Origin of the sequence: Pontixanthobacter luteolus (assembly GCF_009828095.1) — a bacterium.
GTDB classification, from domain to species: Bacteria; Pseudomonadota; Alphaproteobacteria; order Sphingomonadales; family Sphingomonadaceae; genus Pontixanthobacter; species Pontixanthobacter luteolus.
On the sequence record NZ_WTYP01000001.1, the window covers coordinates 488,131 to 505,214 of the forward strand.

The 17,084-nt window shown below is 58.6% G+C and carries 17 protein-coding genes; 9 read left to right on the top strand and 8 right to left on the bottom strand.

The features are described from left to right. The first annotated feature begins 144 nt into the window (after positions 1 to 144). Complete coding sequence (locus tag GRI43_RS02305) at positions 145 to 1,362, top strand: trans-sulfuration enzyme family protein (RefSeq protein WP_160729482.1); 1,218 nt, start codon at positions 145 to 147, stop codon at positions 1,360 to 1,362. Between the two features lie 12 nt (positions 1,363 to 1,374). Further along, positions 1,375 to 1,974: a DsbA family protein gene (locus GRI43_RS02310; RefSeq protein ID WP_160729483.1), complete on the top strand. Its 600-nt coding sequence runs from the start codon at positions 1,375 to 1,377 to the stop codon at positions 1,972 to 1,974. Here the strand turns inward: GRI43_RS02310 and GRI43_RS02315 are convergent. Continuing rightward, positions 1,971 to 2,147 carry a hypothetical protein gene (locus GRI43_RS02315; protein WP_160729484.1) on the bottom strand — a complete coding sequence of 59 codons (177 nt, stop codon included), beginning with the start codon at positions 2,145 to 2,147 and terminating at the stop codon, positions 1,971 to 1,973. The genes GRI43_RS02310 and GRI43_RS02315 overlap by 4 nt on opposite strands. Positions 2,148 to 2,195: 48 nt before the next feature. Then, on the bottom strand, positions 2,196 to 3,983 hold the full coding sequence (locus GRI43_RS02320; protein ID WP_160729485.1) for a DUF885 domain-containing protein: 1,788 nt from the start codon (positions 3,981 to 3,983) through the stop codon (positions 2,196 to 2,198). Between the two features lie 174 nt (positions 3,984 to 4,157). On the opposite strand from GRI43_RS02320, the gene GRI43_RS02325 reads away from it, so the two are divergent. After that, positions 4,158 to 5,672, top strand: coding sequence for a SulP family inorganic anion transporter (locus tag GRI43_RS02325; RefSeq protein WP_160729486.1), 1,515 nt, complete (start codon positions 4,158 to 4,160; stop codon positions 5,670 to 5,672). Between the two features lie 14 nt (positions 5,673 to 5,686). Here GRI43_RS02325 and GRI43_RS02330 read toward each other — a convergent pair whose 3' ends face one another. From GRI43_RS02330 to GRI43_RS02340, 3 genes are read right to left on the bottom strand one after another with little or no spacing between them, the layout of a single operon-like run. Further along, complete coding sequence (locus GRI43_RS02330; RefSeq protein WP_160729487.1) at positions 5,687 to 6,076, bottom strand: TadE family protein; 390 nt, start codon at positions 6,074 to 6,076, stop codon at positions 5,687 to 5,689. Beyond that, entirely contained in the window at positions 6,076 to 6,558 is a 483-nt protein-coding gene (locus GRI43_RS02335; protein ID WP_160729488.1) for a TadE/TadG family type IV pilus assembly protein, read from the bottom strand. The genes GRI43_RS02330 and GRI43_RS02335 overlap by 1 nt, the downstream gene beginning before the upstream one ends. Positions 6,559 to 6,563: 5 nt before the next feature. Continuing rightward, entirely contained in the window at positions 6,564 to 7,811 is a 1,248-nt protein-coding gene (locus tag GRI43_RS02340; protein ID WP_160729489.1) for a DUF7305 domain-containing protein, read from the bottom strand. 597 nt (positions 7,812 to 8,408) lie between these two features. Here GRI43_RS02340 and GRI43_RS14065 point away from each other — a divergent pair. After that, on the top strand, positions 8,409 to 10,295 hold the full coding sequence (locus GRI43_RS14065) for an alpha/beta fold hydrolase (RefSeq protein ID WP_160729490.1): 1,887 nt from the start codon (positions 8,409 to 8,411) through the stop codon (positions 10,293 to 10,295). Positions 10,296 to 10,398: 103 nt separating this feature from the next. Beyond that, positions 10,399 to 10,797 (top strand): Co2+/Mg2+ efflux protein ApaG, encoded by a 399-nt coding sequence (gene apaG, locus GRI43_RS02350; RefSeq protein ID WP_160729491.1) that lies wholly within the window; start codon positions 10,399 to 10,401, stop codon positions 10,795 to 10,797. Between the two features lie 66 nt (positions 10,798 to 10,863). Here apaG and GRI43_RS02355 read toward each other — a convergent pair whose 3' ends face one another. Continuing rightward, positions 10,864 to 12,102 (bottom strand): peroxidase family protein, encoded by a 1,239-nt coding sequence (locus GRI43_RS02355; RefSeq protein WP_235903576.1) that lies wholly within the window; start codon positions 12,100 to 12,102, stop codon positions 10,864 to 10,866. Positions 12,103 to 12,515: 413 nt separating this feature from the next. Here GRI43_RS02355 and GRI43_RS02360 point away from each other — a divergent pair, with 413 nt between their 5' ends. Next, positions 12,516 to 13,307, top strand: a complete 792-nt coding sequence (locus GRI43_RS02360; RefSeq protein WP_160729492.1) for a LysR family transcriptional regulator — start codon at positions 12,516 to 12,518, stop codon at positions 13,305 to 13,307. A 3-nt stretch (positions 13,308 to 13,310) separates the two neighbouring features. On the opposite strand, the gene GRI43_RS02365 is transcribed toward GRI43_RS02360, so the two are convergent. Both GRI43_RS02365 and GRI43_RS02370 read right to left on the bottom strand, forming a co-directional pair. Continuing rightward, positions 13,311 to 14,423: an endonuclease/exonuclease/phosphatase family protein gene (locus GRI43_RS02365; RefSeq protein ID WP_160729493.1), complete on the bottom strand. Its 1,113-nt coding sequence runs from the start codon at positions 14,421 to 14,423 to the stop codon at positions 13,311 to 13,313. A 66-nt stretch (positions 14,424 to 14,489) separates the two neighbouring features. Then, the gene (locus GRI43_RS02370) at positions 14,490 to 14,990 is read right to left on the bottom strand and encodes a GNAT family N-acetyltransferase (RefSeq protein WP_235903577.1); all 501 of its coding nucleotides are present in this window, start codon (positions 14,988 to 14,990) and stop codon (positions 14,490 to 14,492) included. A gap of 263 nt (positions 14,991 to 15,253) precedes the next feature. On the opposite strand from GRI43_RS02370, the gene GRI43_RS02375 reads away from it, so the two are divergent. From GRI43_RS02375 to rpsG, 3 genes are all read left to right on the top strand, one after another. Next, positions 15,254 to 15,607, top strand: coding sequence for a hypothetical protein (locus GRI43_RS02375; RefSeq protein WP_160729494.1), 354 nt, complete (start codon positions 15,254 to 15,256; stop codon positions 15,605 to 15,607). Between the two features lie 411 nt (positions 15,608 to 16,018). After that, positions 16,019 to 16,390 carry a 30S ribosomal protein S12 gene (rpsL, locus tag GRI43_RS02380; RefSeq protein WP_160729495.1) on the top strand — a complete coding sequence of 124 codons (372 nt, stop codon included), beginning with the start codon at positions 16,019 to 16,021 and terminating at the stop codon, positions 16,388 to 16,390. 124 nt (positions 16,391 to 16,514) lie between these two features. Continuing rightward, positions 16,515 to 16,985, top strand: coding sequence for a 30S ribosomal protein S7 (gene rpsG / locus GRI43_RS02385; RefSeq protein WP_160729496.1), 471 nt, complete (start codon positions 16,515 to 16,517; stop codon positions 16,983 to 16,985). Positions 16,986 to 17,084 lie beyond the last annotated feature (99 nt).

The following is a 17,084-nucleotide window of genomic DNA, read 5'->3' on the forward strand; positions in this document are numbered from 1 at the left end:
ATGAGCATGGCGAAATTTTAGGCGCGCATCCGGTTGCGGCCTTGCAATAGGAGAGTTTGCAGCAGGTGCGGCAGCCAGACCGCTTGCAGCAGCTGAAATTTAGTTTGCTTGCGGGGCCGGTCGCTGCCGCTTAAGCCGCGCAATATGAAAAAGACCACCGGCACAGATCGCAAAATCACTCAGGCATGGCGCCCCGCAACGCAGGCAATCCGCGGCGGAACATGGCGCAGCGAACACGGCGAAACCAGCGAAGCACTGTTTCTGACTTCGGGTTACACTTACGATGACGCAGCAACGGTTGCGGCCCGGTTCGCTGGTGAGCAGGACGGGATGACCTATTCCCGGCTGCAAAATCCAACCGTGGCCATGCTGGAAGAACGGATCGCGCTGATGGAAGGCGCAGAGGCATGCCGCGCGCAGGCCAGCGGGATGGCTGCGATGACGGCGGCGCTGCTGTGCCAGCTATCAGCCGGCGATCACTGCGTTGCGGCTAGGGCTGCGTTTGGTTCGTGCCGCTGGCTGGTGGATCACCTGCTGCCGCGTTTCGGCATCGAAACCACCGTTATTGACAGTGCGGACAATGCTGCCTGGGAGCAGGCGATCCGCCCCAATACAAAAGTGTTCTTCTTCGAAAGTCCGGCCAATCCGACGCTCGACATTGTCGATCTGGACTTTGTCTGCGGCCTCGCCAGTTCGCGCGGGATTACCACGGTTGTCGACAACGCCTTCTGCTCGCCTGCGTTGCAACGGCCAATGGAATTCGGGGCCGATGTAGTCGCATATTCCGCGACCAAGCTGATGGATGGGCAGGGCAGGGTATTGGCCGGTGCTGTGTGCGGGACCGATGAATTCATCAATGAAATCCTGCTCCCGTTTCAGCGCAACACCGGGCCGAATTGCGCGCCGTTCAACGCGTGGGTCGTCCTGAAGGGGCTCGAAACGCTCAGTCTGCGGGCGCACAAGCAAAGCGAGAATGCGCTCACGCTGGGGCAGTTTATGGAGGACCGGATTGCGCAATCGGGCGGGACCATGCTGCATCCCGGACTCGCGAGCCATCCGCGCTACGATCTGGCCGTGAAACAGATGGATGCCTGCGGGCCGATTTTCAGCTTTGTGGTGGAAGGGCGGAAACAGGCACATGCAATCCTTGATGCGCTGAACCTGATCGACATTTCCAACAATATTGGCGATGCCCGCAGCCTGATGTGTCATCCGGCGAGCACCACCCATGCTGGAATGAGCGCCGAGGAAAGATTGGAGATGGGCGTCCAAGAAGGGATGCTGCGGATCAATGTCGGGCTGGAAGATGTGGAAGACCTGATCGAAGATATGGACCAGGCGATGAAAGCTGCGGGACTTTAGGGAGTTGTCGACGTGAGCAAGACCATTGAAATGATTTTCGATATTGTCAGCCCGAACGCGTATTTCGCGTATTACCCGCTGAAGGATATCGCCGCGAAACACGGCGCGGCGATCGAGATTATCCCGGTTTTCCTTGCCGGAATGCACAAGCTGACGGGAAATGCCCCGCCGTTCATCCGCGACGCAGAGGTTAAAGGCAAAAACGAGTACGCAATGCTCGAAATGAACCGGTTTATTGCTCATCACGGCATGACCGATTGGAAAATGAATCCGAAATTTCCGTTCAATTCGATCATGCTCCAGCGATTGCTGTGTGCAGTCGGTAATGAAGAGCGACTCAAGCTTCTCGATATTCTGCTGCCTGCGGTGTGGCATGACGGGGTCGATCCAACCGATCCAGAGGCTATCGGCCCGGTGTTGATGGATGCAGGCTACGAAGCGGCAGAACTGCTTTTGAAAACGACCGACCCGGCAGTGAAACAGGCTTTGATGGATAACACCGACAAGGCGGTCGAGCGCGGTGCATTCGGCATCCCGACCTTTTACATTGGCGAAGAAATGTTCTTCGGCAAGGAACGCCTTGGTCAGATCGAGGATGAACTCGAAGGCTAGCCTTCCAGCGGGGATCCGGCGTTCTCCAATGAAACTTGGAGCGCACAGGCCACGGTAATCGCGCGTGAAGTCTGTCCGCCGCCGGTGAGAATATCCATATTGCGCCGGGTCCGGTCAGGCTTGCGGCACGACAGGGCGAACGCTTCCAGCGCCAGCCCTTCGTCCAGCGTCATTTTCGGGGCGCAGCAATTCGCAATAATGAAGTGCGGTATTACCCGATATCAGTAGTCGACACCTTCCAGCCCCTTGCCGCCATCGGCGATAAATCCACCGATCCGGCTTTCGAGAACAGGCAAGGGCACCGATCCCATCGCGAGGATCACGTCATGAAATTTTCGAATGTCGAAATCGTCGCCCAGCGCCGCTTCCGCCTCGCCCCGCAAACGGCGGATCTGCATTTCGCCGAGCTTGTAGGCGAGTGCCTGACCCGGCCAGCTGATATAGCGGTCGATCTCGGTACCGACCTCGTGGCGCGACAAGGCGGTGCGGTCTGCAAGATATTCAACCGCCTGATCACGGCTCCATCCTTGCGAATGAATACCGGTGTCGATCACCAGCCGGGCTGCGCGCCACATTTCGTAGGAAAGCCGGCCGAAACGTTCATAAGGCGTCCGGTAAATGCCCATCTCCTCGCCGAGGAATTCGGTATACAATCCCCAGCCTTCGCCCATGCCCGAGAAGTAAATGCTTCGCCGGAACTCGGCGGTTTCCCCTTGCTCGCGCTGAAACGCCGCCTGAAAGCTGTGGCCCGGCGCACATTCATGGATAGTCAGTGCGGGAATGTTGTAGAGCGGCCGCGACGAGAGGTCGTGCGTGTTCATCAGGCAACTCTCATATCCACCGCGGCCCGCAGTGTAGAACGGGGCAATGGCGTCAGGCACAGGTCGAATGGTGAAGCGGTGCCGCGGCAGAAAACCGAAATATTCGCCCAGCTTCCCGTCAACCCGCTTCGCCACATAGGCCGATACACCCATCAATTCCTCGGGCGTACGGGCGATGAATTGGGGATCTGTGCGCAAGCGCTCGTTGAATTCCGAGATGCTGCCTTCGAAAGCCAGTTCCTGCATGATTGCGCGCATGGCCGCTTCGATCCGCGCCACTTCATCAAGGCCGATTGCATGGATCTGGTCAGCTGTCAGGTCGAGCGTCGTGTACTGTCTGATTTGCTGGGCGTAATACGCCTCTCCGTCAGGGAATTTCTCCGCCGCGATTGTGCCGCGCGCATTGGGGAAATAGTCGTCGCGAAGAAACTTGAGCAGGTTGGCGTATGACGGCGCAATTGCCTGTTCAATTGCGGCGCGTCCTGCTTCCTTCAGCCGCTTTCGGTCCTCTTCAGCGAACCGGTCGGGCATCTGTTCGAATGCGCTCCAGAACGGGTTCTGCGAATAATCTTCCGCAGCGTAGGGGACCAGCGAGGCATCGCGCCCTTCCAGCGTGACCCTGGGGACGGAGAATCCGCGAGCAAGCCCGGCTTTCGAGTTGGCAATTTGCTCTTCGAAATAGCGCGGCACCTGCCGCATGCGGGCGATATACGCGTCATATTCCTCGACCGACTGAAATCCGGTGCGCGGATTGAGGTAACTCCAGAAGTTGGAATCGCTGTCGAAGGGCATTTCCCATTCGGCAAAACGGGCATCTCCGATCTGTTCGGTGAGCACGCTGCGAAGGACGGCTGCGTTGACCTGTTCTTCGGGTGACAGCGATGCATGACCAATCTGATTAAGCCGTGCCAGAAAGTCGGTCGCTGCGGCGGCGCGGCGGCGCATTTCCGCCGGTTTGACCGAAGGCAGCGTCCCGCCGCGCGTGTAGTCACCGTCTTCGGATTTGGTAAATCCCCACTCCGTCATCCGCCAATCGTGATATTCACCGTAAAGCATCTGGAGCGCCGCATCGGCATCGGTTTGCTGCGCGCTGGCGGCTTCGGATGCCCGCTCCTGCGAATAGGCAAACGGAGCGGCGGTCAGATAGAGTGCTGCTGCAAGCGAGGCGGAAAGTGACTTCATGAACATGGTCTCCCTATCCGGACTGTCTAGCGGCGCCAGAACGACTTTCAAGCGACAGGGCACAGTCGGTCATCCTCCCCTGCCGCTGGTGGGCGGTTGTGCATCGCAGCATAAACGCCTAGATGGCGGGCGAACTATTGGCGGGCACTTCGCGCGCATCCAGCAGAATTTGGACTGATTATGACTGTAGACCGCAGCTTCGCGGCCACTTTTCGGCGTGACTGGCTCGCGCAGCCCAAGGCGGATATCCTGGCGGGTATTGTCGTTGCGCTGGCGCTCATTCCAGAGGCTATCGGCTTCTCCCTGATTGCCGGTGTCGACCCGAGTGTCGGCCTGTATGCTTCGGTTGCGATCGCGATGATCATCGCGCTTACCGGCGGCCGTCCGGGGATGATTTCCGCCGCGACTGCCGCAGTGGCCGTGGTGGTCATTCCGCTGGTCCGGGATTACGGGGTGGAATACCTTTTCGCGGCGACAATCCTCATGGGTATTTTCCAGGGTATCGCCGCGCTGCTGCGGCTTGACCTGGTGATGCAGTTTGTCAGCCGCAGCGTGATTACCGGCTTTGTAAACGCGCTCGCAATCCTGATTTTCCTCGCCCAGATACCTCAGCTCGATCCGACGGCAGAAGGCGTCACCTGGTACACCTATGCATTAGTGGCTGCTGGCCTTGCGATCATTTATGGCTTCCCGCGCCTGAGCAAGGCTGTGCCAAGCCCGCTGGTCGCGATCGTTCTTCTGACCATGGTTGCAGTGTTCTGGAACCTGCCGGTCAACAATGTCGCCGGTGAAGGCAAATTGCCCGACGGCCTGCCGACATTCGGCATTCCCGATGTCCCGCTCAGCTGGGAAACGCTGCGGATCATCGCCCCCTATTCGCTGACAATGGCTGCCGTGGGTCTGCTGGAAAGCCTGCTTACCGCGCAGATCGTTGACGATATGACGCACACGGAAAGCAACAAGCAGCGTGAAAGCTGGGGTCAGGGCGTCGCCAATATCGGCGCTGCGTTCTTCGGCGGTATGGGCGGCTGCGCAATGATCGGACAGTCGGTGATCAACGTCGCATCGGGTGGCCGCGGCCGTCTGTCGACATTTGTCGCAGGTGCTTTCCTGTTGTTCCTGCTGACCGTGCTTGGCCCCTATGTTGGCAGCGTGCCGATGCCTGCGCTCGTTGCAGTGATGATCATGGTGTCCATCGGTACTTTCAGCTGGAATTCCATTCCCAATCTGCGCCGCCATCCGCCAACCTCGTCAGCTGTCATGCTGGCCACGGTGATCGTGGTCGTGTGGACGCACGATCTTGCGATGGGCGTGCTTGCCGGGGTCCTGCTTTCGGGGATATTCTTCGCCGGCAAGGTTCGCACCATGTTCGACGTCGAACGCGTGCGACGGCCGCACAGTGCAGTGTACAAGGTTACCGGGCAGATTTTCTTTGCCAGCGTTGACCGGTTTATCGATGCTCTGGGGCCGGAAAGCCAGTTTGAAGATGCCGCCCATCATGTCGTAATCGACGTGTCCGGCGCGCATTTCTGGGACATTTCCGCCATCGAGGCGCTTGAAAAAGTCGTCGACAGGATGCGCCGCAATGGCCGGCATACTCGTATCGTCGGGCTGAATACGGCCAGTGCGGACCTGTTTGACCGCTTCGCACTGGAGGACCGCACCGGCCTGGAAATCGGCCTCGCTCCGCACTGATCTTGCTGGCCGGTTTATTCCGGCAGATAGGCCTGTTTGGTTTCCGTCAATGTGACAGGCGGAACCGGCAGGAAACTGATGATCGGATCGACACGGTAGCTGATCGATACCTCGCCGTAATCCGCACCATTGCTGGTGCCGCGTTCGAATGTGAGTTCGGTGATGTTGTCTGCCTTCATCGCGACGAGCTCGTCGCGCACCTCGTCCAGTACCTCGGTTTCGGTTGCGTCGGGATTGACCTTGGCAAGGCGGATGCCTTCGCCAGCGGCATGACGCAGCGCGCCTGATGTGTGCAGGGTAACGCCCATCTGAACCATGCCGATCATCAGCGTTGCCAGCACTGGCAGTGCAAAGGCGAAATCAATCGTGCTTGAACCATCCCGGTTCGTCAGAAGAGTTCGCATCACTGGAACCTTACCAGGCTGTCGCCGCTGACCGAAACCGCCTGATCGAACGCCTTGACGCCAAGAACCCTGGCAAAGCCGCTCCAGTCGAATTCAGTATCCACATCGCTGGTGATGTTGATGTTGACGAAGCGGGCCGGAACCTGCCCCGATGGGCAAACCGATGTGAAATCGGATTGCTTCGTGCCGTTGCATTCAAGGAATATCTGCACCGTCACGTCGTTTTGCGAAACTCCGGCTGCTTCTGCGGCCTCGGCTTTCAGCGTGGCGCCATTGCTGGCCAGCACATCGCGGCGCGCCAGTGCGAAATCGGTTGTTCGCTGGGCTGCCTGTTCGAAATCGATCTTGGTGCCGATCAGCCGTGATGCATCGACCATGCCGAGGCTGAGGAGGACGAGAAAGGGCAGGGCGAGGCCCAGTTCCATGGCTCCGAAGCCGGCGCGGTCATTGCGCAGACGCTTTGCGAGGGAGAGGATGCTCATGCGGTTTACTCCACTACCCGGACAATGCGCGAGCGCGTGTCCAGATTATCGATATCGGTTGGGCAATCATTGTCGAGCGAGCTTGTCCCGGAGAAATTTACCCGCTGTGCCACCAGTAGGAGACAATCGGCATGCTGGCCGGCATTGCCATTGAAACGAACATCACCGTTCGGAAAATAGACGATGCCGTTGAAGTTCAGATCCGACCCGCCATTGATCGTTGTGGTCGTGTCCGAACCCATCGGGTCCTGAAAAATCAATACGCCGTGCCAGTCAGCATCCTGCGCCTCGGTAGGAGCGGTAAGGTCCAGCTCCGCGCCGCCATTGATCGACATGGTGGCAACGTTCGCGCTGGTCGTTCCGGTGAGAATGAGGGTCACGCCTTCACCAAATACGCGCGCCTGCGAATTTACCGAAAAACTGCCGCGGTCGATGATGTAGACGCCCGGGTTCAGCGTAACGTCGCCCCTAAGCGCCATCCCGTTGCAATATCGGCCCGGGTTGAGCGTGACCGTCTGGTTCGGCTGGACGCTGAGATTGTTTGCAGTGCAGCCCGCCGGTGACGTTGGCGAAGTAAGGTTGCGCGATGCGAGCGGGTCCCTGACGGGGAGTCCGTAAGGCAGCAGGTCGGTGCCGGACGGAATATTGGTGTCGTCATAGCTGATCCCGCCAACGCTGCTGATCGGGTCCGAAACCAGATAGCTGCTTCCGCCCAGGGTCACCGCCGAATTGCCGCGAGAATTGGCCGCAGCGCCGCAGCCAAGGTTCACATTGGCATTACCCTGAACATCGATCCCGACGCCGCTTTCCGCCAGTGCGATGACGCAGTGTTCAGCGCCAGCAACAATCGCTGCGACGGAGCGCACGCGGATGGTCGGCGGAGCAGTGACGAACAGGCTGGAGAACGGGAGCGATTGGCTTGTAGTGGCAATCACTTCGACTGCGCCGGTGTCGCCTGCGAAATCCCCACTGGCCGGGGGGCTTGTCAGGCTGGATATGGTGAACGCATCGACAAAATTGCGGTCGATGGCATCGGTGGCGGGGGCGGTGATCGCGGCGCCGCTGCGAAGGCTGTAGGCCCCGGCCATCGCGCCCGAATCCACAGCTTGCTGCAGCTGGCGTTTCCACAGATACCATTGCACCGTGTCGACACCCATGCCCGCCGCACCGACCATGGAAGTCGCGCCGATTGCGGACACCATCAGCACGTTTGCGCTCTTGTCTCGAACCAGTCTTTGCAACTGTTTCAGCATAATGCTGCCCCTTGCTCTTGCCCCTGAAATTGCGCGTCTGCGCACTTCTGTGTGGTTACAATCCGGTAAAGAGCACCCGAATTGCTAAATATTTCGCAGCAGTAATGGTTCACCGGATTTTAACCATCCCGGGCCGTGGTTAGTGCGCGGGCGACGTCAATAATGCGCTTTGGCGCTTTGCTGTGGATCGTGGTGGTTAATCGCGAACCGGATCAGGTCCACACCCTGCCGCAGCGCTTGCATCCCAAAGCAGCAACGTTTCTGCCGAGTTGTCTCCAATGCTGAGGGTTGCGCGAGTTTTTCGAGCCATCGCTGCCGAAATCGGCCAATCCCCCTGATCGGCGGCAATCGAAATGTGCGGTGCGAAACTCTTGTTTGCTTACAGTGCCTTGCCACTGGCGGTGAGCTATGTTTAGTCTCGTGCCATTGAATTCGGGGGACGTTATGATTGGCGGGTTGAATAAATGGCTTCTCGGCGCTGTGCTGCTGAGCGGTTCACAAGTGGTTTGGGCGCAAGAACAAGAAGCCGCTCAAGTCTCAGCCGGGCAGACTGAGGCTGCGGCACCAGCCCGGTCGACTTCTTCAGCCGAGCCCGCAGTGCAGACTGATCCGCCGGCTGGAACGCAGGAGGGGCGGCCGCCGATCATCCCGACAGAACTGTTTGCCCAGTACAACAATTTCAACGGGGCGAAGCTTTCACCCGATGGCAGCTCGGTGGCATTGCAGACCCGCGTGACTGGGAACCCGGTGATCGTAATCATCGATGCCGCAACAAAGCAGGCAACCGGGAGATACGGCCTTGGAGAAAAGGCTCAGATCGAATGGTTTCGATGGGCGGGAAACCAGAAAATCCTGGTCTCGATTTCGTTCATTCACGATTATTTTGGCGACGAGATGCGGTATACGCGGCTGTATGCGCTTGATCTGCAATCGGGAACGACGGCGTTCGTCGGTCGGAGGACCGGTGCGGTAATCGGTGACGATGTAATCTTCGTTGCAGAGGATGGCTCCTACGCATTGGTTTCGATGCAGCGCACGCCCTATGACTATCCCTCGGTTTACCGTCTCGAACTGAAAGAGAATGGTGACGAAGACGACATCCAGAGCCCGAAACAGGGTATCTGGAACTGGTATGCGGACGAAGACGGTGTGGTGAGAATGGGCACGGGCTGGTACCGTAAACGGCTCAGGGTCTATTACCGCAAAGGGCCGGATGACAGCCTGAAACTAATCGGCAAGATCAAGGCTGGCGACGAGGACGAAAAATTCTGGGACATTTCCCAGATCGTCAGCGGGTCCGACGAAGGCTATGTCCTGCAAGAAGGCGACGATGGCCGCATCGGCTTGCGGCTGTTTAATTATGCTACCCGCGAAGTGGTCGATACGTTTTACGAGCATCCTGAGTGGAACCTCGATTCGGCCATACTCCGGGACGGTAAACCGGTTGCGGCCTATTACACCGACGACCGTGACCGGGTCGTATGGTTCGATGAAAAGACGGACAACCAGTACAAAGCCATCGGTAAAGCTTTGCCGGAAGATGAAGTCTGGGTGACTTCGCGCGCAAAGGACGATTCGCGGGTGTTGATATGGGCTGGTGGGGAAGCCGATCCAGGGGCGATTTACATCTACACTCCCGAAGAAAAGCGGATCGATCAATTTGCAGAGATGCGCCCGAAACTGAACTTCCGGTTGCTTGCCAAACCAAAGCCTGTCGAATTCAAAACGCGTGATGACAAGACAATGCGGGCATACCTTACCCTGCCACGCGGGCGAGATGCCAAAGGATTGCCTTTGATCCTGCTGCCGCATGGCGGGCCTTATGGTGTCCGGGACAAACTTCGGTACGACGACGATGTTCAGCTCCTCGCCAACCGTGGATATGCGGTGCTTCAGCCGAACTTCCGCGGCTCTGACGGATACGGCAAGGAATTCTCCGAACTTGGCAAAGGCCAGATCGGGCGAAAGATGCAGGACGATATCGACGATGCAATGGATTGGGCGGTCGCAGAGGGCATTGCCGACCCGTCCCGTGTTTGCGTCGTGGGAAGCAGTTACGGCGGTTACGCTGCAATGTGGGCGGTAATCCGTAATCCGGAACGCTATCGCTGCGCGGCCAGCTGGGCCGGGGTGACCGACTGGGACAGCATGCTCAAATATGATCGCCGCTTCCTCAGCCGAAAAGGCAGCAAGAGCTGGCGCGCGAGGATCGAGGGTGAAGACGGATTCGATCTGGATGCGGTATCGCCGCTGGAAAATGCGGACCGCATCAACCTTCCGCTGCTGATCGCGCACGGTGAAGACGATAGCGTTGTACCCTTCAGCCAGTTCAAGAAGATGAGCAAGGAAGCGGCGAAGGCTCCGATGCCGCCGGAAACCCTTGTGATCGAAGATGAAGGGCACTCGTTCTCGTCATCAGAGAACATCAAGGCGTGGTATGACAAGTTGATCGGGTTTCTTGAGACGCACAATCCCGCAGATTGATGGGCGGCTGGCGGGCGCGTGATCGTGACAGCGCTAAGGCCGCAAAATTTCCCACAAGCGGGCAATTGCAGTTCGGCGCGGGTATGGTTACCTTGTGTTAGCCATGAAAGAGCTTTTCCAGCACGCTGCCATAACCGACGATATCGCTGTTCGCGTTGCGGTTAATTTTCTGCCCGAACAATCGCACCCGGAGGCGGGTAAATGGTTCTGGGTCTATCATATCCGGATCGAGAACGGTTCGGACCGCACCGTGCAGCTGCAGTCCAGACACTGGCGCATCACCGATGCTCGGGGGATGGTCAATCATGTCGACGGCGAAGGGGTGGTCGGAGAAACCCCGGTCCTGAAGCCCGGCGAGTCGCACGATTACGTGTCTGGCTGCCCGCTTACGACACCGAGTGGTACGATGGAGGGGTTTTACACTTTCAGCACCCCGCAAGGCGACCAGCTTGAGGTCCGGATTCCGTTCTTCCCGCTGGCTGCTCCGGCTACGGCTGGCTGAGCGTCACACGAAACAAAAAAGGGCAGCGGTTTCCCGCCGCCCTCTCTTTTTAGTACGTCGCGCCCATCAAGGCTGTGCGGCAGTGACCATCTTTCCGACGCTGTCCCACTCTGGCCTGGGCGACCAGTTGCGGTTCGCGCCGAGATAGGATTCATGATCCAGTTCGAGGAGGCCGATGATGGTTTCGGCGACGATCCTCGCGCCCACCGGCCCCAGGCCTTCGCCCTTGGTTCGGTTGCCGCCCGTTTCAGCGCGCCCGATCTCCTCCGCTTCGACCAGCAGATATAGCCAGAGCGGAATGCCCTCGCGCGGCAAGCCAAAGCTTTCCACCTTGTCGCGAACCTTGTCGAGCTCACTATCGGGCCGTCCCATATGGATGGCAATCTTGTCGCCGCCGGGAAGCAGGAAAGTATTGCCGCGCAACAGATTGCGGGTGGCCAGCGAGTTGACATCGTCGGGATCGATGAACGGCAAGGCTAGCAGGATCGGCGCGAGCTTCGCATCAAGTTTGTCCGCTTTCTGCACTGATCGATTTGCTGGCGTGTCGAACAATTCATGGAAATCCACCACCGCATCTGCGCTGGCCAGCGGTTTGAAGCCGCCGCCCAATATGCTGCCGAACAGATCGTGCTGTGCGCCGCTTTTCTGGAGCTGGATTTTTTGCGGGATCATCGAATGGCCGAACCGGTATGCTGCCACCGAAAACTCGACCGGGATGTAGGGATGCCCGCCGCAGTAATATTGCCGCCCACAAGCCAGGATGTCGTCCACCACGGGCGCACCGCAAATCGAATTGAGAAAGTCGTTCACGACATTCCATTGATAATGCCAGGTCGTCTCGATGCGGGCTTCTTCGAACAATTCGCCGCGGCTCAAGCCTTCGTGTGTATGCAGGTCGTCGCAAACGTGGTTGTGAAAGCGGATCATCGCCAGTTGCAGCTGGCTGATGACGCGGTTTTCGTCATTGCGGGGGTCGCCGATGATCGCCCGGCCATTTACTGCGCGAGCAAGGTCGCTATCGGCAAGCCCGCCGGTGCCGCTGTCAGCCCCGGTCAGCAGTTTCGCCCCGCGAAAATCGTCGTCTTCATCGGTGTAGAGATATGGCTGCGCTTCCGGCCCAAGTCCGTAGATGCAGTCGAGGTCCAATGTCGGAGTGCGCACATTGGGAACTTCGCCCGGATCGTCCACAACCCGTTGGAAGCTGGTGGACGCATCAAGCGTGATGTCGTGATCAACGAACTGGCCGAAGAATATCTGGCCGACGTCAACTCCCTTCGTCCGCGATTTCTTCGTCCCTGCATCCATTGGGCCTCCAGCGGCCCCAACCGCCTGAAGTTTCGCAGGATGAACATAGGAGGGCGGAATGTCAGGGAACATACGTCCGAACCGGTCTTCCCGAGAAGGAACTCCTTGCCCCCGGATGCAATACTTTTGCAATCCGACGAGTTCCATCATGCCGTGGTGGTCTGAACGAGACATATTTCTCTCCTATGTTTAATTTCGAATTAACTACGTTATCGTGCGACTCCACTTTTATTACTTTTGCGATTCTTTATTTTGGATTCGTTTTATAATAATAGGAAAAACTCGACAAAGCCAAATTCTTGTCGGCGGCCCGTCTTGCAAACCGGTCGTGTTGCCAATTCGTGCCGGGGATTGGTGCATTGGCAAATCGCACGGTTGCAGCAGGCGCAACCTGCGCCTAAATCGCCTGCACTATGAAGCGCACCCATCTGCCACTTAACGCCCTGCGCGTTTACGACGCCGCGGCCCGGCATCTCAGCTTTACCCGTGCAGCAGATGAGCTTGCGGTCACGCCGGCGGCGGTAGGCCAGCAAATCCGCGCGTTGGAAGATCATCTGGGCACGGTCTTGTTTCGCCGCACCAGCAAGGGGCTGGAGCTTACACCAGAAGGCTGCGCCGGACTGGATGCGCTGCGTGAAGGTTTCCTGAAATTTGAAGAGAGCGTGCAGGCGATGCAGGCCGGTCAGGCGAGCGACAGCTACACCATCGCTGCGCCCCGCGAATTCTACGCACAATGGCTCGCTCCGAGGCTTGCGGCATTTCGCAAGGAAAACCCGGAAACCCGTTATCATCTCGTGGAGGATGAGAACGCCGATTTCACCGAGGCAAATCTTGATGTGGCGATCCGTCTGGTCGACGGGCCCGGGGATCTAAACGGGGTGGAGCTTGCCCCGGCAAAGCGGGTGGTTGTTTCCACCGATGGCGCGCCAGATGACTGGATCGACTGGCCAGGTGCCCCGCTGCCCGATGGCGCGGCGCCGACGGTCGAAGTCGGTAATGCCGGTCAGGCCCTATCCAGCGCGATGGCCGGGATGGGGAAGGCAATCTTGCCCTATCTGCTGGTTTCCGAGGCTGTCGATGCCGGGAGGCTGGACATTCTGGAGGGGCCGGACGAGGGCCGCAGAGCGTACTGGATGGTGGCACCTGCGCCGCAATGGCGCCAGAAGAAGGTCAAATCACTGGTCGAGTTTCTGACCGGCGGCTGACCGTTACTCTCCCTCGACGCGGTCTTTCTCCGTGTCTTCCTCAAATTCCTGCATCACCGTATCTGCATCGCGCATATCTTCGCTCGTTGCGTCTTCGGCCTCTTCGTTCTTGGCACGGGCGCGGTCCCAGTCGAGGCACATGCGTGCCAGGATCGGGCGGTGGTCCGAACCGACGGGGCCAAGGACCTGCATTTCGTCGATCAGGAATTCATCTGTCACGAACAGGTGGTCCAGCGGCCAGCCAAGCCATGTCATGTCGGCGGGGAAGGTGGCGTAAGTGCCGCGCCCGATACGGGGGTCGATGAACTGACCAATTTGCATGAACAGGCGGGTCGTGTCGGACCATGCAACATCGTTGAAATCACCGATTGCAATGACCGGCATTTTCGCGCCGCGTGCTTCGCGCGCAGCCACTACCAATTCTGCGTCACGTTCTTCAGTATCCTGACCGGGCTGGGGAGGGCGCGGGTGCAAACCAACCAACCGGAATTCCGATTTGCCAAGTCCGATCGTCGCCATCACGGACGGCGTGTCTTTCTGGGCAAGGTCGCGGATCGCGGCGTCTCGCATCGGCAACCTGCTAGCGAACATAAGGCCGTATTTGTTATCGAGCGGCTGCGATAATACCTCAGGGTAGCCGGACAGTGCCGGCTGGACAGCATCGGCCCACGCCTGATCGGTTTCCATCAGCAAGACGATGTCGGCATCAATCCGCTCGATCAGGTCGATCGTGCGGCCATATTCACGATTATCCTGCAGTACATTTAGGGAGAGGACGGAAAAACACTGGGCCGTCGCAAGAGTTTCTGCATCCGCGCGGGCAACCTGTGTCGCGGCGATCGGGCTATACGGATATATCCGATAAGCCTGATATGCCGACAAAGCGATCAGTGCCAGCGGGAACCATGGCCGCCAATGGCGATCGAAAATCCATAACAGACCGCCGATAATGAGCATGGCAAAAAGGATTTGCAAACGGGGGAAATCCCACGCCCGGATCCACCACTGATTTGAATCGGTCGTGCTTAGAAGCACGCCGATGATCAGCAATGCGGCTAGAGCGCGCAAAACCCATATTCCGGTCGTCTTCAGTCCCGAACGCGTATCGCGGCTCATGCAATTCTCCCCTGTTGCCTACTAGACGCCGAACCACGGAACTGGTTCCGCGATGGGGGCTGGGGATCAACCCAATACGTTGAAGACTTCGGCGATGCCAGGCGGGTCGCATTCAAGCCGCAAGCGCTCGACTGCTTCGGCGATGTCAAAGGAGTATGTGTTGACCGCGCCGTCGCGGGCAGTCAGCTGCCCGCCAAGCGATTTGGTAAAGTCGATTGCGCTGGCATTTTCGGACAGGGTGTTGGCGGTAAAATCGGTCAACCCTTCGCCCGCAGCATCAAGAAGAATGGTGGCAGTCAGAAGTTTGCCAAGGCCCAAGCCGTGAAATTCGTCGAGAACCGCGACCGAGAATTCGGCGCATTCGGGGTGATCTTCCGAACGGAAGGCGTGAACTGCGCCGATGGCAGGCTTGCCTTCTCTGTCCGATGCAATCGCACCCCAGGCCAGATGGTCATGGCCGTCAACATCCAGAAGCCTGTCTATCACCCAGTCGGGCGGGGTGCGTGCGCCGGAAAAAAACCGCAGATAGAGCGAGCGGGCAGACATTTTGCCAAGGCCCTCGCGCATCAACATCAAATCTCCGGGCCCGGGGGTTCTGATGCAAACCGGTGTCCCGTTCTCCAGCCTTGTGTGGATGGTTGCAGAAGAGGGCGGGGCCGAAGTCATGGTGGCATCAGGTCTAGCACGCATCGCACCATCAGCAGAGTAAAAAGCAAGCCGCAGACAGTGCCTTGGCGCATGTATCTGAAGACTAGGGACAATCCCTGATTTCGCAGGAAGGGCAACAAACGGACACTCGCTCCGAACCCAGAGTAATGGAGTAAAACCAGATGAGACCGATTGCCGCCGCCCTCACACTCGCAATCGCTGCCACGCTTCCGGCAGCGTGCCACCACGATGTTTACGGCCGTGGTACGCTCGTCTGGTCGAGCTATCCCTATTATGGATGGTATGATGGATATTACGGCACGTTCTATGACGGTTACTGGGGCGTAGACGGATATTTCTGGTACCGTTTGACGCCGCAGGCGCGGCGCTATCGCAAGGACGAACGGCGTCATTTCCGCCGGGAGAACAGGGATGGCAATCCGAACTACAAGCGGTTCGAACGGCGCATGAACCCGCCGCGCGATGGCACGCGCATGCCGAACTATCCGCGGGGCAAGAACCGTCCTGGCAATTGACTGGCGGTACCTGGAATTGCAATGCATCCGTCAAGCGGGCCGAACGTGGAGGGCTCCCGTTCCTCGCGCTTGACGGATGCAGCGCAAGTCCGTAAAGGCCCGCCATCCGATGTGCGCATCCTCCACCGAGTTTACGCCACACCGGGTAGATAGAGCTGAACATTGCCGGTTTAGCCTCGGGGGCCTGTCGCTTATGCGATGAGGCTCTTTTCTATTGAGCGAACACCGTCCTTCCGGATGCGTTCGTTTCGGGGCGGCCGTCAAAGTAACCCGGAGCCGTTCGGCCCAGGTGGAGTGTTTCAGCTCGCGCGGATTTGCCGTCTGCCTCTTTATATGGGGTGTACGCGGCGCGCGCGAGTTTTTGCATTCTTACCTGTCCGCTGGCTTCACAATTCAGGTGAAGAGTACTTCATGCCGACTATTAACCAGCTGGTCCGCAAGGGCCGCGTTCCGCAGAAGGCCAAATCCAAGGTCCCTGCGATGGAACAGAACCCGCAGAAGCGCGGCGTTTGCACCCGTGTTTACACGACTACTCCGAAGAAGCCGAACTCGGCGCTTCGTAAGGTTGCCAAGATCCGTCTGACCAACCAGCGCGAAGTCATCTCCTACATCCCGGGCGAGGGCCACAACCTGCAGGAGCACTCCGTTGTGCTTATCCGCGGCGGCCGTGTGCGCGACCTTCCCGGTGTGCGTTACCACGTCCTGCGCGGCGTGCTGGATACGCAAGGGGTCAAGGATCGCAAGCAGAGCCGTTCGAAGTACGGCGCCAAGCGTCCGAAGTAAGGTTTAGGCGCGGGGCCAGCGCGTTCTTCGATCCGGTTGCCTGACATCAGGTGGCTGGCGAAGCAGGCTGGATCCGCAGGGCGGCCCTGAACAGGGTCGCTGCACTCCGAAGGAGTTTTATAATATGTCACGTCGTCGTCGTCCCGAGAAACGGGTCATCCTGCCCGATCCCAAGTTTGGTGATCAGGTCCTGTCGAAGTTCATGAACAACCTCATGCTCGACGGTAAGAAATCCACTGCCGAACGTATCGTTTACGGTGCGCTCGATACGGTCGAAGCGAAAGCCAAGGCCGATCCTATCCAGCTGTTCCATGATGCGCTGAACAACATCAAGCCGCAGGTGGAAGTCCGCAGCCGCCGTGTTGGTGGTGCAACATACCAGGTTCCAGTCGAAGTTCGCCCCGAGCGTGCCCAGGCCCTGGCTATTCGCTGGCTGATCGGTGCGGCTCGTGGCCGCCCTGAAACGACCATGTCGGCACGCCTTTCGGGCGAGCTGATGGATGCGTCGAACAACCGCGGCAATGCTGTGAAGAAGCGTGAAGACACGCACCGCATGGCAGACGCCAACCGCGCGTTCTCGCACTACCGTTGGTAATCGGATCGGGCAGGGCGTGCTCGCCATGTGGCGGGCCGTCTTAAACCGGTCACAAACGTAACTATATAGGGAACCAAGGGCTGCATCAGGCAGCCCGCC

Excerpts from the sequence above, each read along its gene's own strand:
- GRI43_RS02305 (WP_160729482.1), top strand. The coding sequence starts at position 145 with ATGAAAAAGACCACCGGCACAGATCGCAAAATCACTCAGGCATGGCGC.
- GRI43_RS02315 (WP_160729484.1), bottom strand. The coding sequence starts at position 2,147 with ATGACGCTGGACGAAGGGCTGGCGCTGGAAGCGTTCGCCCTGTCGTGC.
- GRI43_RS02320 (WP_160729485.1), bottom strand. The coding sequence starts at position 3,983 with ATGTTCATGAAGTCACTTTCCGCCTCGCTTGCAGCAGCACTCTATCTG.
- GRI43_RS02325 (WP_160729486.1), top strand. The coding sequence starts at position 4,158 with ATGACTGTAGACCGCAGCTTCGCGGCCACTTTTCGGCGTGACTGGCTC.
- GRI43_RS02330 (WP_160729487.1), bottom strand. The coding sequence starts at position 6,076 with ATGCGAACTCTTCTGACGAACCGGGATGGTTCAAGCACGATTGATTTC.
- GRI43_RS02335 (WP_160729488.1), bottom strand. The coding sequence starts at position 6,558 with ATGAGCATCCTCTCCCTCGCAAAGCGTCTGCGCAATGACCGCGCCGGC.
- GRI43_RS02340 (WP_160729489.1), bottom strand. The coding sequence starts at position 7,811 with ATGCTGAAACAGTTGCAAAGACTGGTTCGAGACAAGAGCGCAAACGTG.
- apaG (WP_160729491.1), top strand. The coding sequence starts at position 10,399 with ATGAAAGAGCTTTTCCAGCACGCTGCCATAACCGACGATATCGCTGTT.
- GRI43_RS02355 (WP_235903576.1), bottom strand. The coding sequence starts at position 12,102 with ATGGATGCAGGGACGAAGAAATCGCGGACGAAGGGAGTTGACGTCGGC.
- GRI43_RS02360 (WP_160729492.1), top strand. The coding sequence starts at position 12,516 with ATGAAGCGCACCCATCTGCCACTTAACGCCCTGCGCGTTTACGACGCC.
- GRI43_RS02365 (WP_160729493.1), bottom strand. The coding sequence starts at position 14,423 with ATGAGCCGCGATACGCGTTCGGGACTGAAGACGACCGGAATATGGGTT.
- GRI43_RS02370 (WP_235903577.1), bottom strand. The coding sequence starts at position 14,990 with ATGCGCGAGGGCCTTGGCAAAATGTCTGCCCGCTCGCTCTATCTGCGG.
- GRI43_RS02375 (WP_160729494.1), top strand. The coding sequence starts at position 15,254 with ATGAGACCGATTGCCGCCGCCCTCACACTCGCAATCGCTGCCACGCTT.
- rpsL (WP_160729495.1), top strand. The coding sequence starts at position 16,019 with ATGCCGACTATTAACCAGCTGGTCCGCAAGGGCCGCGTTCCGCAGAAG.
- rpsG (WP_160729496.1), top strand. The coding sequence starts at position 16,515 with ATGTCACGTCGTCGTCGTCCCGAGAAACGGGTCATCCTGCCCGATCCC.